General features: G+C 72.3%; 5 protein-coding genes. All 5 read left to right on the top strand.

Going from position 1 to position 16534, the window contains the following annotated elements:
* Nucleotides 1–40: 40 nt before the first annotated feature.
* The 5 genes from ACSMFO_RS02965 to sbnA all read left to right on the top strand — a co-directional run bounded on the left by ACSMFO_RS02965 (nt 41) and on the right by sbnA (nt 16533).
* Nucleotides 41–2479 (top strand): ATP-binding protein, encoded by a 2439-nt coding sequence (locus tag ACSMFO_RS02965; RefSeq protein WP_436456803.1) that lies wholly within the window; start codon nt 41–43, stop codon nt 2477–2479.
* 315 nt (nt 2480–2794) lie between these two features.
* Complete coding sequence (locus ACSMFO_RS02960) at nt 2795–7780, top strand: amino acid adenylation domain-containing protein (RefSeq protein ID WP_436456802.1); 4986 nt, start codon at nt 2795–2797, stop codon at nt 7778–7780.
* A complete protein-coding gene (locus tag ACSMFO_RS02955; RefSeq protein WP_436456801.1) occupies nt 7777–14610 on the top strand; it encodes an amino acid adenylation domain-containing protein in 6834 nt (2277 codons plus the stop codon). The genes ACSMFO_RS02960 and ACSMFO_RS02955 overlap by 4 nt, the downstream gene beginning before the upstream one ends.
* Nucleotides 14607–15551 (top strand): threonine ammonia-lyase, encoded by a 945-nt coding sequence (locus tag ACSMFO_RS02950; RefSeq protein WP_436456800.1) that lies wholly within the window; start codon nt 14607–14609, stop codon nt 15549–15551. The genes ACSMFO_RS02955 and ACSMFO_RS02950 overlap by 4 nt, the downstream gene beginning before the upstream one ends.
* Nucleotides 15538–16533: a 2,3-diaminopropionate biosynthesis protein SbnA gene (sbnA, locus tag ACSMFO_RS02945; protein ID WP_436456799.1), complete on the top strand. Its 996-nt coding sequence runs from the start codon at nt 15538–15540 to the stop codon at nt 16531–16533. Before ACSMFO_RS02950 ends, sbnA begins: the two co-directional genes overlap by 14 nt.
* The last annotated feature ends 1 nt before the right edge of the window (nt 16534 follow it).

Raw genomic sequence — 16534 nt, 5'->3', positions numbered from 1 at the left:
TTTCCCCTGTACCGCAGCGAAAGCGGACTAGCCTGCCGCAGTGGACGGTCAGCCTGGGACGAACCTGCTCGGAGAACTGCGGCGTGTGGCCGGATTGACGCAGGAGGAGCTGGCGGAACGGACTGGGCTGACGGTGCGCGGGATCAGCAACATCGAACGCGGCCGTGTCGCCCGGCCGCGGCGGCGGTCGCTGGAGGCCCTGGCTCGCGGGCTGGGGCTGCGGAACGACCAGATCGCCGGATTCGTGCGGCATTATCTGCCGGACGCCGACCCCGCTCCGCGGCCGGCCAGTGCGCCTCCTTCGGCTTCCGTGCCCGCCCAACTGCCGTCCGGCAGCACGTCGTTCACCGGACGGCGTGACGAGCTCGCGATGCTCGACGACCTGGCCGCCCGGCGTGACCGGGCCGTGGTCGTCGCCGTCCTCGAAGGCATGGGCGGGGTGGGCAAGACGTCGCTGGCCGTGCACTGGGCGCAGTCGGTCCGCGCGGAGTTCCCGGACGGTCAGCTGTTCGCGAACTTGCGCGGCTACGGCCCGGGCGCGCCTGCCGACCCGGCCGAGGTGCTGCATTCGTTCCTGCGCGCGTTCGGCGTGCCGGGTGCGGAGGTTCCGGCGGACCTCGACGGCCGTTCGGCATTGCTGCGCAGTGTGCTGGCCACGCGTTCGGTGCTCGTCGTCCTCGACAACGCGCGGTCGGCGGACCAGGTCCGGCCGCTGCTGCCCGGGCACGCCGGCTGCGTCGTGGTCGTGACGACCCGCTCGACGTTGCAGGGGCTGGCGGTCAGCGACGACGCTCACCGGGTCACCGTGCCGCCGCTCGACGAACACGAATCGGTCGCGCTGCTCGGCCGGTTCACGGGCAGGGCCCGGCTCGGCGCCGACGAGACCGCGCTCGCCGAGGTCGTGTCCGGCTGCAGCGGGCTGCCGCTCGCGTTGCGGATCGTCGGCGAACGGCTGGCGCACGACCGCGGCCTGGCGGAGGTGGCCGCGGCGATGCGGTCGACGAACGACCGGCTCGACGCGTTCACCACGGAGGAGGCGAGGACGTCGCTTCCGGCGGTGCTGTCGTGGTCGTACGAAGCGCTGCCCGGCGACGTCGCGAGTGCGTTGCGGCTGCTGGGTCTGCACCCCGGGCAGCACTGGGACGTGACCGCCGCGGAGGTGGTGCTGGACGCCGACGCGGCCGAGACGCGGCGGCTGCTGCGGGCGCTGGTGGCGGGGCATCTCCTGGAGCACCGCGTGGACGGGCGTCACGAGTTCCACGACCTGGTCCGCGACTACGCGCGCAGCCTCGCCGACCGTCGGCGGCCGGCCGCGATGCGTCGTCTCGCCGGGCATTACCTGTCCGGCGCGGCCGCCGCCGCGGACGCGATCGCGGCGAGGGACCCGAACCGGCGGCCGCTCCTGACCCCGGAGGTCGGCGGCCGGACGTTCTCCGGTTCCGAGGAGGCGGCTTCCTGGCTGGCCACCGAACTGCCCACGCTGCTCGCGATCGCCGAGGAGTCGGCGGGCGCGGGCGGCACCGCGTACGCCCGCGACCTGTCCACCGTGCTGTGGCAGGCGCTGCGTCTCCACGGCCACTACGACGCCTTGCACACGCTGCACGGCTTCGCGCTCGCCGAGGCACGGCGGGCCGGGGACCCGTTCGGCGAACAGCAGGCGTTGACCGACGTGGCCGCCATCTGCGCCCGCGTCGGCCGGTACGACGAAGCCGTCGAGCGGCTCACCGCCTGCCTCGAAGTACCGGGCAGCCGGACCGCGACCGCACGCGCGCTCACCACGTTGGGCACGGTGTACGCCCAACTGGGCCGGTACCCGGAAGCGGCACACCACCTGCGGGAGGCCGTCGAACTGGCCCGCGAGGTCGGCGACACGCTCAACGAAGGCCGGGCTTACGGCAATCTCGGGTTCGTCCACGAACATCTGGGAGAGCTGGACGCCGCGCTGGGGAGCTATCAGCGGGGGCTGGACATCGCGGAGCGGATCGGCGACAACGCCGCTGTTGCGATCTCCCTGCACAACGTCGGCGACGTCTACCGTGCGCTCGGCCGCTACGAGGAAGCTCGCGAGCACCTCGACCGGTCGCTGATCGTGAGCCGGGCGGCGGGCCACCGCGAGGCCGAGGGCTACGCGCTGGTGTATCTCGGGCTGGTGCACCTGCACCTCGGCGACCCGGTGACCGGGCGCGAGTACGAGGAGAAGGCCCTCGAAATCGCCGCCGCGACCGGTATCCGTCCGCTGGAAACGCTGGCGCACAACGGCTTGGGCGACAACGCCCGGGCAGGCGGCGACCGTGCGGCGGCTTTGGCGCACTACCTGCGGGCCCGCGACGTCGCCCAGCTGACCAGCGAGCAGCACGAGGAAGCGCGGGCGCTGGACGGCATCGCGGCGACCTACGAGGACGCCGGCGAGACCGAAAAGGCCCGTCCGTACCGCCATCGCGCACGGGCCCTGTACGACGCCATGGGCATCTCGGGCTGACCAATAGGCGATCACGCGTGATCAGAAAGCGCACACGCGTGATTGGAAGCGGAACTCGCGTGATTAGACGGCGAACACGATGATCGCCGCCCAATCACGCATGATCGCCGTCTAATCACGTGTGATCGCCGTTCAATCACGCTGCTCGATCGCGGTCCGTGTGCCCGCGGTTCCGGTTGGTGAGCGCGGTTCGCCGACCGGAACTTCCGGCGTCGAAGTTCCGGTCGGTTGTTCATGGACCGTGCCGGTCCGGCCCCAGTTGAATCGGCCGAGGTCCACTTCGGACCGACTGGGGCGTAAAGGAGTTCGGCGGAGTTGCGGGCAGAACTGGGCAGGGCCGGCCGGGTACACGAGGCGTTCGAGGACCAGGCGGGCCGGACCCCGCACCGCGTGGCGGTCGTCGCCGGAGACCGGCGGACGACCTACCGGCAGCTGGACGAGGCCGCGAACGCCGTGGCGCACGCGCTGCTGGAACGCGGGATGTCGCACGGCGCCCTGGTCGGCGTGCACCTGCGTCGCGGACCGTGGCTGGTGCCGGTGCTGCTCGGGGTACTGAAGGCCGGTTGCGCGTACGTGCCGCTCGACCCGGCCGCCCCGCCTGCGGCGGTCGCCGACATCGTCGAGGACTCCGGGCTGCGGCTGGTCGTGGTGGACGAACCCGGCGCGGACGAACCGGTTCCGGTCCTCGCCGTCGCGGACATCGACGTCACGCGCACCACCTCCCCCGGCGTCACCGGTGCGGGTTCGGACCTCGCCTACGTGATCTACACGTCCGGCTCGACCGGACGGCCCAAGGGCGTCGAAGTCGAACACCGCAACGTGCTCGCGTTGCTGCGCTGGGCGGCCGCCACCTACTCCGACGACGAACTGCGGGGCGTGCTCGGCGCCGCCTCGGTGTGTTTCGACGCGTCGGTCGCGGAGCTGTTCCCGCCGCTGGTCACCGGCGGGAGCCTCGTCCTCGCCGAGAATCTGCTGGCGCTGCCCGCTCTTCACGACGAAGTCACGTTCGTGCAAGGCGTCCCGTCCGTGCTCGCCGTCCTGACCCGCACACCGCTCCCGCCTTGGGTACGGACCGTCGCCATCGCCGGCGAACCGCTGAGCCGCGCGCTCGTCGACCGGATCCACCGCAACGACGGCGTCCGGCGGATCGTCAACTGCTACGGCCCGACCGAGGCCACCGTCAACTGTTCGTCGTACGAGGTCGGCCACGACGAACGGACGGACCCGCCGATCGGGACCCCGTTGCCCGGCGCGGAATTCTCCGTACGTGACCGGGACGGCCGTCCACTCGGTGACGGCGAAACCGGCGAGCTGTGGGTCAGCGGCGCGCTCGTGACCCGGGGCTACCTCGGGCGGCCCGAGCTCACCGCGAGCAAGTACGTGACCGAGAACGGCGTACGGCACTACCGCACCGGCGACCTCGTCCGGCGGCAGGACGGCGTTTACCACTTCGCGGGCCGTGCCGACGATCAGGTGAAGGTCCGCGGGTTCCGGGTCGAACCCGGCCAGGTTCAGGCGGTGCTGCTGACCCATCCGGCGGTCGGCAACGCGGTCGTGCTCGCCCCGGCCGACGAATCCGGGGAACGACGGCTGATCGGGTTCGCCGAACCGGACGGCGACCGGCCGACCGAAGCCGCGCTGCTCGCCTGGCTGCGCGCACGACTGCCCGGACACCTCGTCCCGTCCCGGATCGCCGTACTCGACGCGATCCCGCTCGGCACCACCGGAAAGGCCGACCGGGCGGCTTTGGCGGCCTGGGTGTTCGATCGCGACGCGTCGGCCGAGTTCGTCGCTCCGCGCACCGACACCGAACGGTTGGTCGCCGAAGCCGTCACGGCGGCCTTCGGGCTGGCGGACATCGGCGTGCACGACCGGTTCACCGATTCCGGCGGTCACTCGCTCGCCGCGGCGCGAGCGGTGGCACGGCTGCGCGAAACGACCCACCGTGTGATCAGCCTGGAGGACTTCCTCACCGACGGCACGGTGGCCGCCGTCGCGCGGCGGCTCGACGAAGCCCCGGTCGTCGAACCGGCGGTGAAACCGCTCAGCGACCCGCGCCGCGAGGTCTTCCCGCTCACCCACACGCAACGCGACCTGTGGACCCTCGCCCAGCTCAGTCCGACGGGAACCGCCACGACGGCCGCCTGGCGCCTGCGTCACCATGGCCCGTTCTCACGCGAGGCGATCCAGAGCGCGGCGGACGCGCTGGTGGCCCGGCATCACGCGCTGCGCGGCACCGTCCAGGATCACGACGGCGAGCCGGTGCTCGTCATCGGTCCCCCGGCCCCGGTTCCTCTCGAGGTCCTCCAGGCAGGCGAGGAATCGGCCGCAGCACGGCACGCGTTCGATCTGCGCACCGAAACGCCGTTGCTGCGTATCACGGCGCTCCGGGTCTCCGACGAAGTCACCGAGCTGATCGTCGTTTCCGACCACATCGCCACCGACGGCGTCTCGATCGGCGAGCTCATGACCGGTCTGGCGGGTGCGGACGCCCCGGAGCCGGAGGCGCAGATCGGCGACGTCGCCCTCCGCGAACAGGCACTCGAGCGGAACGACCGGCTGACGCGTTACTGGTCGGCCGAACTGGCCGGAGCGGTTCCGCCCGACGCGCTCTTCGACCGCCCCGCCCCGGGGACACAACGGTTCCTCGGCGAGCGGGTGACCGTTCCCCTGCCCGAAACCCTGCGCACGGCGGTGGACCGGCTCGCCTCGGCCTCCGGGGTCACGCCTTTCGCGGTCTACCTGTCCGCGCTGGGTGTGCTGACCGGTTCGCTGGTGAACGGCTCGGACGTCCTCCTCGGGACGGCCGCGGCGCGGCGGGATTCCGCCGATCTCGCCCATACGGTCGGCCCGCTGGTGGACGTGCTTCCCGTCCGGCTGCGCCCGGATCCGGCCGGTTCGTTCCGCGACCTGCTGCGCACCGCCATGACGACCACCGTGCGGGCCATCGACCACCGCGGCCTGTCGTCGGGCGAGCTCACCGAACTCTGGGGCGGCGACCGTCCGGCGGGGATGCCGCTCACCCCGGTGTCGCTTTCCGTGCAGCCCGCCGGGATGCCGGTGTCGGTGCACGGGCCGGGCACCCGGCTGGACCTGCTCGGCGAACTGCCCACCGGCGGCAGCCACGCCCCGCTGACGGTCTTCGTCAACGAGCACGTCGACGGCGGCGAGCTGATCCTCGAGCACGATCCGGCGCTACTCTCTCCCGCTCGCGCGCGATGGTTCACCCGGTCCCTGCTGCACATCCTGCGGTCCGCACTGTCCACTCCGGACGTCGAATTGTCCACTTTGGACCTGATCGGCGACGACGAACGCGCGGAGCTCACGGACTGGGGCACCGGCGCCCCGCTGCCGCCGTCCGAAGCGATCAGCGTCCCGGACGCGGTCCTGCGCCACGCCGAACGCGCGCCGCACGCGCTCGCAGTGTCCACGCTGACCTATCGCGAGCTGGTCGCACGTGCCGACCGGGCCGCCCGCGCCCTGGTCGCGGCGGGCGTCCGGCGAGGGGACGCGGTCGGGGTGTGCCTGCCCCGCGACGAACTGCTCCCTGCGATGCTGCTGGCCGTGTGGCGGGCGGGTGCCGGGTATCTGCCGCTGGACCCTGACCTGCCGCCCGCACGGCTCGCCCAGCTCGTCACCGAGGCGGGTGTGAACGTCGTCCTCACGCGCGGCAGCACGCGCGACGTCGCCTTGCCGGGCACGATGCTCGACGCCGATTCGGTCCCCGACGCCGAGGCGGAGCTGGTCGTGCCGAGTGATGACTCGCTGGCCTACGTGCTCTACACGTCCGGCTCGACCGGGCGACCGAAGGGCGTCGAGGTGACGCACGCGAACCTGCACGCCTTCGTCCAGTCTCGCCAGATGTCGCACGGCATCGCACCGGGCGACACCATGGCGGCGATCGCGCCCTTGGCATTCGACGTCTCCGTGGAAGAACTGTGGTGGCCGCTCGCCGCGGGCGCGCGGTGCGTGATCGCCGACCGCGACCGAGCCGTCGACGGCCACCAACTCGCCCGGTGGATCGCAGAAAACGGCGTCACCATCGCGGATTTGACGCCGACGAGTCTGCGGATGCTGCTCGCGGCTAACTGGCCGGGTGACCCGTCCTTGCGGCTGCTGCTCGGCGGTGAAGCACTCGATCCCGACCTCGCCGCACGTGTGTTGCCGCTGGTGAGCGAGCTGTGGAACGGGTACGGCCCGACCGAGGCGACGGTCGCGGCGACTGCGCACCGCGTCACTCCCGGCGACACCTGGGTGCCGATCGGCGGACCGACGCCCGGCGCCCGCCTGTCCGTACGCGACACCGGTGGCAGACCCGTTCCGGCGGGTGCGATCGGCGAGCTGTGGATCGGCGGAAGCGGCGTCGCGCGCGGCTACCGCGGGCACCCGGAGCCGGCCGCGCTCGTCACCGAGGAGGACGGCCGCTGGTACCGGACGGGCGACCTCGTCCGGTGGCGGCCGGAGGGCACGCTGGAGTTCCTCGGTCGCGCCGACGATCAGGTGAAGGTGCGCGGCAACCGCTTCGAGCTCGGCGAAATCGAGGCCGCCCTGCGGTCACTGTCCGATGTGGACGACGCGGCGGTCGCGGTGATCGCGGACGGCGTCGACGCCCATCTGGCCGGCTACCTCACGCCGGCGTCGGCCGATCCGTCGGCTGCCCAGCGACACGTCGGACGGCTGCTGCCGGGATACATGGTGCCGAGCCGCTGGCTGACGCTCGACGCGCTTCCGTTGCTGCCCAACGGGAAGCTCGACCGGCGCGGGTTGCCTCCGGTGCCGTCCGCCACGACCGCCGCGGCGGCCCCGCTCTCAGCGGACGAGGAAGTGGTCGCCGAGGTCTGGCGATCCTGCCTGGACGTCGGCGAGATCGGCCCGGACAGCGATTTCTTCGCCCTCGGCGGCCGGTCCCTGGCGGCGACGCGGGTGGTCGGGACGCTGCGTGAGCGGGCGGTCCACCGGATCACCGTGCGGACGCTGTTCGACCATCCGGTGCTGTCGGACTTCACCGCCCAGCTGGGCGGCCTGCGCGCGGAACCGGCGGGTCCGGTCGAAGAACTGGTGGCGGTCGTGTGGGCCCAGACGCTGGGCCACGACCGGGTCGGCGCGCTGGACGACTTCCCGTCACTCGGCGGCGATCCGGCGAAGGCCGCCCAGGTGGCGGACCGCCTGTCGGCGGCGCTCGGTTTCCCGATCCCGGCGGGGAGCGTGCTGGAGCACCCGGTCTTGCGCGAGTTCGCCAAGGCACTGAACGCCATGGCCATGACGGCCCTCGAATCCGTGCCCACGGGCGGCACGGCATGACCATCGACCAAAGGCACCACATGACCGCGGCACCGCACCTTTCCAGCCTTCTCGCGCAGCGCGCCGCAGCCGCCTTGCGCGGCGACACCACTGAGCGCCCCACGCCGCTCTCCCCCGCGCAAGCCCGGCTGTGGTTCCTCGCCCGCTTCGAACCCGACGGGCACGCCTACAACATCCCCGTCACCCTCGAACTCACCGGACCCGTCGACACCGGCGCGCTCCTCGCCGCCGTCCGGGACGTCGCACGGCGGCACGTCGTCCTCCGCAGTGTCCATCGGGAGATCGACGGCGAACCCCGCGCCGTTCCCCGGTCCGCCGACGAGATCCCTGTGTCCACTGTGGACGTCCTTGGTACGGGAACCGACCGGCCCTTCGCGCTCGCCGACGAGCCGCCCATGCGGGCCACGCTCTTCCAGGCCGCGGAAGACCGTCACCTGCTGGAACTGACCTTCCACCACATCGCCATGGACGCCGCCTCGGTCGACGTCGTGCTCGATGACCTCGCCGCCTGCTATGCCGCCCGGCTCGGCCTCCGTCCCGCACCCGAACCGCCGGACCGCCAGTACGCGGACTTCACCCCCTCCCAGCCGCATGAGGACGATCTCGCCTGGTGGTGCCGCCGGCTCGCCGGGACCGGGGTGCTGGAACTGCCCGTCGACCGGCCGCGTCCGGTCGTCGCCTCCGGCCAAGGCGCCGAGGTGCCCGTCGAGATCCCGCCGGCGCTCACCGACCGGATCCAGGACGTCGCCAGGGAGGCCGGCTGCACGCCCTTCGCCGTCCTGCTCGCCTGCTGGCAGGCGCTGCTCGGACGTCTCGCGGGCACAGACGACGTCGCGGTCGGCGTTCCGGAATCGGGACGGCGGCAGCCCGGGTCGGAACGGGTCGTCGGCTGTTTCGTCGACACCCTCGTGCTGCGCACGGATCTCTCCGGCGTCACCACCGGCCGCACGCTGCTCGCCGCCGTCCGCGACACCGTGCTCGACGCCTTCTCGCACCCGGACGTGCCCTTCGAGCGCATCGTCGAACGGCTCGCGCCCAAGCGGAGCCTCGACGCCTCGCCGATCTTCCAGGTCATGCTCAACGTCCTCGACGACCCGCCGGGCACACCCGAGTGGCCAGGGCTCGACGCGCGGGTGCTCCCGGCGCCGGTGCGCGGCGTCAAATTCGATCTGAACCTCGCACTGTCCCGAGTGGACGGTGCCTATCGCGGCGGGCTGTCCTTCCGCACGGACCTGTTCGATCCCGGCACGGCCGAACGGATCGCCCGGTGGTTCGTCGCGCTCCTCGATGGCGTCACGGCCGACCTCGACCGGCCGGTCGCCGGCGTCCCCCTCGAAACGGTGACCGGCCCCGTGCTCGCCGGGCCCGCACCGGAGACCGGTGAATACCCGCCGGTGCACGTGCTCATCGAGCGGACCGCCGACCGCTGCCCGGACGCGGTCGCGGTGGTCGGCGGGACCGGTTCGCTCACCTACCGCCGGCTCGACGAGCGGGCCAACCGGCTCGCGCATCGGCTGCGTGAACTGGGCGTGCGCGCTGACGAGCCGGTCGGGATGTTGCTGGAGCAGGGCACCGACGTCGCGGTCGCGGTGCTCGGCATCATGAAGGCGGGCGGGGCGTACCTGCCGATGGACACCACTTATCCGCCGTCGCGCGTGGCCGCCATCCTTCGCACCGCGAAGGCCCGGATCCTGCTCGTCCAGCCAGGTCTGGAAGTCACCGTTCCCGATGTCACCGCCCTGACCATCGACGAAGCCGTCGCCGCCCAGCCCAGCACCAGGCCGGTCGTCCCGGTCGCGGGGCACGACCTGATCCACGTCATCTTCACGTCCGGTTCGACCGGCTCCCCCAAGGGGGTCGCGGTCGAGCACCGCAACGTCGCGCACTACCTCGCCGGGATGCTGCCCCGGCTCGGTGATGTGGCGGGCGCGTCGTTCGCGGTGGTCTCCACTCCGGCCGCCGACTTCGGCCTCACCTGCGTCTATGGCGCGCTCACCACCGGCGGCACGGTGCATCTGGTCGAGCGGGACACCGCGATGGACCCGGAATCCTTCGCCCGCTACCTGGCCGGGCACCCGGTCGACGTGCTCAAATGCGTGCCCAGTCACCTGGAACTCCTTGCCCGCCACGGAGATCTGGCCTCGGTGCTGCCTCGCGCGTTACTCATCCTGGCGGGCGAGGCCTGCCCATGGTCACTGGTCGAGCGCGTCGAGACAGCCCGGCCCGGGCTGCGGGTGCAGAGCCACTACGGGCACACCGAGAGCACGATGATCTCGATGACCTGCGACGTGGCCGCCATTCCTGGCCACGAGCGCGACGGCTACGTACCGCTCGGCACGCCGCTGCCCGGCGTGGTCGGCTACCTCGTCGACCGCGCCGGTGCGGTGGTGCCGCCCGGGATGACCGGCGAGCTGGTGATCGGCGGTCCGCAGATCACGCGGGGCTATCTCGGCGACGACACCCAGACCGCCGACAGGTTCCGGCCGGATCCGCTCGGCGCGGGGGTCCGGTGCTTCCGCAGCGGGGATCTGCTGCGTGTGCGCACCGACGGCACCGTGCAGTTCCGCGGCCGGGCCGACGACCAGGTGAAGGTCCGCGGCAACCGCGTCGAGCTCGGCGAGGTCACCGCCGCGCTGCGGGACGTCGACGGCGTCGCCGAGGCCGTGGTGCTTCCGGTCGGTGACGGCCTCGACCGGCGTCTGGCCGCGTGGCTCGTCGGGCCGGGGCTCGATGTGGCGACCGTGCGCCGGACACTGCGCGAGCGCCTGCCGGACTACATGGTGCCCGCCTCGCTGACCATGCTGGATCGCTTGCCACTCAACGCCAACGGCAAGATCGACCGTGCCGCGCTCCCTCAGGCCTCCGCGCCCGTCCCGGCAGTGCGCCGCCCGGTCGCCACCCCGGCGGAGCGGCTGGTCGCCCGGGTCTGGACGGAGGTCCTCGACCGGTCCGACGCCGGCGCGGACGACGACTTCTTCGCCGTGGGCGGCCATTCGTTCGCCGCGGTCCGGGTCGCCGGACGCCTCGGCGAGGCGCTGCACCGGGAGGTGTCGGTGCGGACGCTGTTCGAGTATCCGGTGCTCGCGGATCTGGCCGTGGTGCTGGAGGCCGACACCGGCGGGGTGTCCGGCGGCGCGCCGATCCCCGTGCGCCCCGATCCCGAGGCGCCTGCTCCGCTGTCTTCCGCCCAGGCCCGGCTGTGGTTCCTCGATCTGCTGGAGCCCGGATCCGCCTACAACAGGGACATCGTGCTGCACCTGCGCGGCGAACTGGACACCGACGCCCTGGCCCGCGCGGTGCGCGAGGTCGCCGCCAGGCACGTGGTGCTGCGCAGCCTGATCGAAGACCGCGACGGCACCCCGATGGCCGTCCCGCTGCCCCCGGACGCGATCGGACTGTCCATTGTGGATACAGATGACGCCATGGCCGCGTATCAGGCCGAGGTGGAACGACCCTTCGCGCTCGACCGTGAGCCACCATGGCGGGCGAAGCTGTTCCGTGTCGCCGAGGACGACCACGTCCTGGCGATCACCATCCACCACATCGCCACCGACAACTGGTCGCGGGGCATCATCGGCACCGACCTCGCGGACGCCTACAGCGGCCGGACGCAGAACCCGGTTCCCGTGCAGTACGCGGATTACGCGGCCTGGCAGGCCACGCGGCAACGTCCGGAAGACCTCGACTGGTGGTGCGAACGTCTCGCCGGGCTTCCGCCCCTCCTCACCCTGCCCACCGACCGGCCGCGACCGCCGGTGGCCGCCTGGTCCGGCGGGCACGTCCGCTACACGTTCCCCGCCGGTCTCACCGCGACGCTCCGCCGTGTCGCCGGCGAGACGGGCACGACCCCGTTCATGGTGCTGCTCGCCGGCTGGCAGGTCCTGCTCGGCAGGCTCGCGGGCGCCGACGACGTCGCCATCGGCGTACCGGAGGCCGGACGCCACCACTCGGGCGTCGAAGCCACTGTCGGGTGCTTCGTCAACACGCTCGTGCTGCGCACCGATCTGAGTGGCGGACCGACCGTGCGCGAACTCCTCGGCCGGGTCCGGGAGACCGTACTCGGCGCGTTCGCGCACGCGGAAACGCCACTGGAAGCGATCATCGAGCGGCTCAGACCGGACCGCACGATGTCCGCGACGCCGCTGTTCCAGGTGCTGCTGAACGTCCTCGACCAGCCCGCGCCCGAACCGGTCATCCCCGGCCTCGACGTCACGCCGCTGCCCTCGGCCACCGAACGTGTGAAGTTCGACCTCAGCATGGCGCTGGTCAACGACGGCGACACCTACTCGGGCGAACTCGCGTACCGGACCGATCTGTTCGATGCCTCGACCGCCGAACGGATCGTCGCGGACTTCCAGAGCCTCCTCGAAGTCCTTCTGTCCGATGTGGACGCCACGGTCGGCATCACGGTCGCCCCCGGTGAAACGGTCGTCCCCACCGCGGCGAAGCGAGGAGGCGGCGCTCCGGCGACCCCGTCCGAACAGCGGGTCGCCCAGGTGTGGGCTCAGGTGCTCGACGTGCCCGAAGTCGGCGTCGACGACGACTTCTTCGCGCTCGGCGGGCATTCGTTCACCGCGGTACGCGCGGTGCGGCTGCTCGACGAGCGGTTGCGCGTCATCGACCTGTTCCTGCGCCCGACCGTCCGCGAACTGGCCGCCTACCTCGACGCGGGCGAGGAGACCGGCGGCATGCTCCACCGTCTTTCCCCGGCGCGGGCGGGCGCGGCGGAGGCGACGTTGATCTGCGTGCCGTACGGCGGTGCCTCGGCCGCGGTGTTCCAGCCCCTGGCCAACGAGCTGGACGGCGTCGACGTCCGTGCGGTCGAACTGCCCGGCCACGACGTCGCCCGCCCGGACGAGGAGTTCGGCACGATCGACGAGATCGTGGCCGCCCTCGCGGACGAGATCGGCCGGACGGTCACCGGGCCCGTCGCGGTGTACGGGCACTGCGTCGGCTCCGCGGTCGCCACGGCACTGGCCGCGCGGCTGGAGGCCGACGGCCGGACCGTCCTGGGCGTGGTCGTCGCGGGCAGCTTCCCGGCCGCCCGCCTGCCTGGCCGTCTTTCCGCCTGGCTGCAACGGAAGTTCCCGCGCGAGCGGTGGGTGTCCGACCGGCTCTACCGCGACACGCTCCGCGCGGGCGGCGGCCTCCTCGACGACATGGACGAGAAGGCGAGCACCGCGATGCTGCGGGGCCTGCGGCACGACGCCGCACAGGCGCAGGCCTGGTTCGGCCGCGAACTCGGTACCGAAACCCGGCTGTCCGCGCCGATCCTGTGCGTGGTCGGGGCGAGCGACCCGGCGACCGAGCTGTACCGGGAACGGCACCGGGAGTGGGGTGCCTTCGCCGACCGCGTCGACCTCGCCGTCCTCCCGAAGGCGGGCCACTACTTCCTTCGCCACCAGGCCGCGGAGGTCGCCGGCATCCTGCGGACGCGGCTTACCCAGTGGGCGGCCGGGGAACTGCCGCCGCGGGTGGACGACGTCCCGGTGACCGACGGCCGCCGCGGGTTGCGGGCGTTCTACACCGTCGCCGGTGGCCAGGCGATGTCGATGATCGGCAACGAACTCAGCTCGTTCGCCCTCGGTGTCTGGGCCTACCAACGCAGCGGGCGGGTGTTCGACCTCGCGCTCGTGGTGCTTCTGGCCCGGCTGCCGAGCATGCTGCTGACTCCGGTCGGCGGCGCGCTGGCCGACCGGTTCGACCGCCGCCGGATCATGCTGGCCTGCGATCTGGTGAGCGGGGCGGCGATGGTCGCGCTCGCCCTCCTCGTCGCGCTGGGGCGGCTGGACCTGCCGACGGTCTGCGTGATCGTCGGGGTGACGTCGCTGGCGTCGGCGTTCCACCGGCCCGCGTACCTCGCCGCGATCGCCCAGCTGGTGCCGAAGCCGTACCTGCCGCAGGCGAACGCGCTGGCCGACATCGGGATCGGGCTCGGCACCGTGCTCGGCCCGATCCTCGGCGGTGTCCTCATGGGACTGTCCGGTCTCACCTCGGTCGTCGTGGTCGATGCCGCCACCTTCGCCGTCGGTGTCGTGACACTTCTGGCAGTGCGCTTCCCCGACCGGCTCTTCTTCACCCGCCAGGAGCCATTCCGCAAGGCGCTCACCGGCGGCTTCCTGTTCGTGCTGCGTCGCAAACCCCTGCTGGCGATGGTCGGCTATTTCGCCGTGGTCAACTACTTCACCGCGCTGATGTGGGTGGTCATCACGCCGCTGGTGCTGTCGATCGGGAGTCCCGGCGAGCTCGGGTTCGTCAGCGCCGCCGGTGGTGTCGGTGCCGCGGTGGGAGCCGTGGTGGTGATCTGGTGGGGCGGAACGAAACGCCGGGCCACCGGGATGATCGGGTTCGTCATCGGCTCCGGTCTCGGGGTGCTGCTGATGGGGGCCTGGCCGTCGGCGCTGGTCATCGCCGCGGGTCTGTTCGTCCGGCTGGCCTGTATGAGCATCGGTAACGCGCACTGGCTGTCGATCATCCAGACGAAGGTCGGCCAGCATCTGCAGGGCCGGGTGCTCGCCATCAACGTCATGCTGGCCACGGCCATGTCGCCGCTCGGGTTCCTCACCGCCGGCGCGCTGTCCGACTGGTTCGGCCCGCTCGCCCGCGGGATCGGCGCGCTGGATCCGGTCACGGCCAACGATGCCCACGCCGGGGTCGCCGCGCTGATGGTGTTCTCCGGGATCGTCCTGGTCGTCTGGGGTGTGCTCGGGCTGCGGTACCGGCGGTTGCGGGACATCGAGGACCTCCTGCCGGACGCCGCCCCGCCCACCGAGGTCGACGCCGACCTCGACCGCGTCCAGGCGCTGGCCGACCGGGCGGTGGCCCGATGACGCGCCTGGTGACCGGGGACGACGTCGCGCGGGCGGCCGACCGGATCCGGTACTCCGTGCGCCGCACACCCGTACTCGGGCCGGTCGACGGACTGTGGATCAAACCGGAGAACCGGCAGCGGACCGGTTCGTTCAAGGTCCGCGGTGCGCTCAACGCGGTCGCCGGGCTGACGGGCCACGTCCTGGCCCAGTCGTCCGGCAACCACGGCCGCGCGGTCGCCTACGCCGCGGCACGCCAAGGGGTGAAGGCCACGGTGGTGCTGCCCGAAACGGCGCCCGCGTTGAAGGTCGATGCGGTCCGCGCGCTCGGCGCCGAGGTGGTCGTCGTGCCACCGGGCGAACGGGAATCCGCGACGGCCGAACTGCTGGCCCGCACCGGCGCCACCCTGATCACGTCGGCCGATTTCGCGGTGATCGCCGGCCACGGCACGGTCGGCGCGGAGATCGTCACGGAGCTGCCGAACGCGGGCACCGTCCTGGTCCCGGTCTGCAACGGCGGCCTGCTCGCGGGCGTCGCCGTCGCGGTCAAGGCGTACTCGCCGGGCACGCGGGTCGTCGGCGTGGAGCCCGAACTCGCCGCCGACGCGGCCGACTCGTTCCGCACCGGCCGCCTGACGCGCTGGCCGGTCTCGCGGACCTACCGGACGATCGCCGACGGCTTGCGTGCCCCGGTGCTCGGCGAACTGGCGTGGGAGCACGTCAAGACGCTCGTGGACGACGTCGTCACGGTCGACGAGGAGAGCATCGTCGCCGCGCAGGCGTTCTTGTTCGACCGGTTCGGCGTGGTCGCCGAACCGAGCGGTGCGGTGGCGACCGCCGCCCATCTGACCGGGCGCGCCGGGCCGCAGGGAAGGGCGACGGTCGCCGTCGTCTCCGGCGGGAACGTCGCCGCGCCACCACCGGGGGCAAGGAGAGAGCAGGTGTCCGTTGAGCACGGCTGAAATCGGCGGTGTGCTCGCCACGATCGGGAACACTCCCTTGGTCGCCCTGGACCGGGTCGTCCCACTGGCGGGTTCCCGGGTGTTCGCGAAACTGGAGAAGTTCAACCCGGGCGGCAGCGTGAAGGACCGGACCGCGCTGAACATGCTGCGCGGCGAGGTCGGCTCCGGCAGGCTCGTGCCGGGCAGATCGGTGGTCGTCGAGTCCACGTCGGGCAATCTCGGCGTCGGCCTCGCCCAGATGTGCGCGTACTTCGGGCTCGACCTGGTGTGCGTGGTCGACACCCGCACGACCGCGCAGACCCTCGCGCTGCTGCGGGCCTACGGCGCCACGGTCGAGGTCGTCACCGCCCCGCTGGACGGCGATCTGCTCGGCGCCCGGATCGCCCGGGTGCGGGAGCTCCTCGCGCTGCTGCCGGACGCGTTCTGGCCCGATCAGTACGCGAATCCGCTCAACCCGGCGGCGCACGAGCACACGATGCGCGAGATCGCGGACGCGCTCGACGGCCGCGTCGACTATCTGTTCTGCGCGGTCAGCACCGGCGGCACGATGCGCGGCTGCGCCGACCACATCCGGCGCGAAGGGCTGAGCACGAAGCTGATCGCGGTCGACGCCGCGGGCAGCGCGATCTTCCACGTGCCGACGGAGGAACGCCGGATCCCGGGCCACGGCGCCGGACGGCGGCCGCCGCTGGTCGACACGTCCGCGGTGGCCGAGGTCGTGCACGTGACCGATCTCGAATGCGTGCGGGCCTGCCGGACGCTCGTCGCGCGCGAAGCCATCCTCGCGGGCGGTTCCTCCGGGGCGACCGTGGCCGCGCTCGCGAAGCTGCGCGACCGCATCCCGCCCGGCTCCCGCTGCGTGCTCGTCTTCCCCGATGACGGCAACCGCTATCTCGACACCATCTACTCCGACGCGTGGGTCCGCGGTCACTTCGGCGAAGTGCCTGACGTGAGCCCCCGCGCCCTGGCCACCATCTCCTGAG

Origin of the sequence: Amycolatopsis sp. w19, assembly GCF_051373225.1 — a bacterium.
Lineage (GTDB): Bacteria > Actinomycetota > Actinomycetes > Mycobacteriales > Pseudonocardiaceae > Amycolatopsis > Amycolatopsis japonica.
Note: the sequence above shows the minus strand (reverse complement) of the source record. Positions and strands in the feature narration are given on the sequence as shown.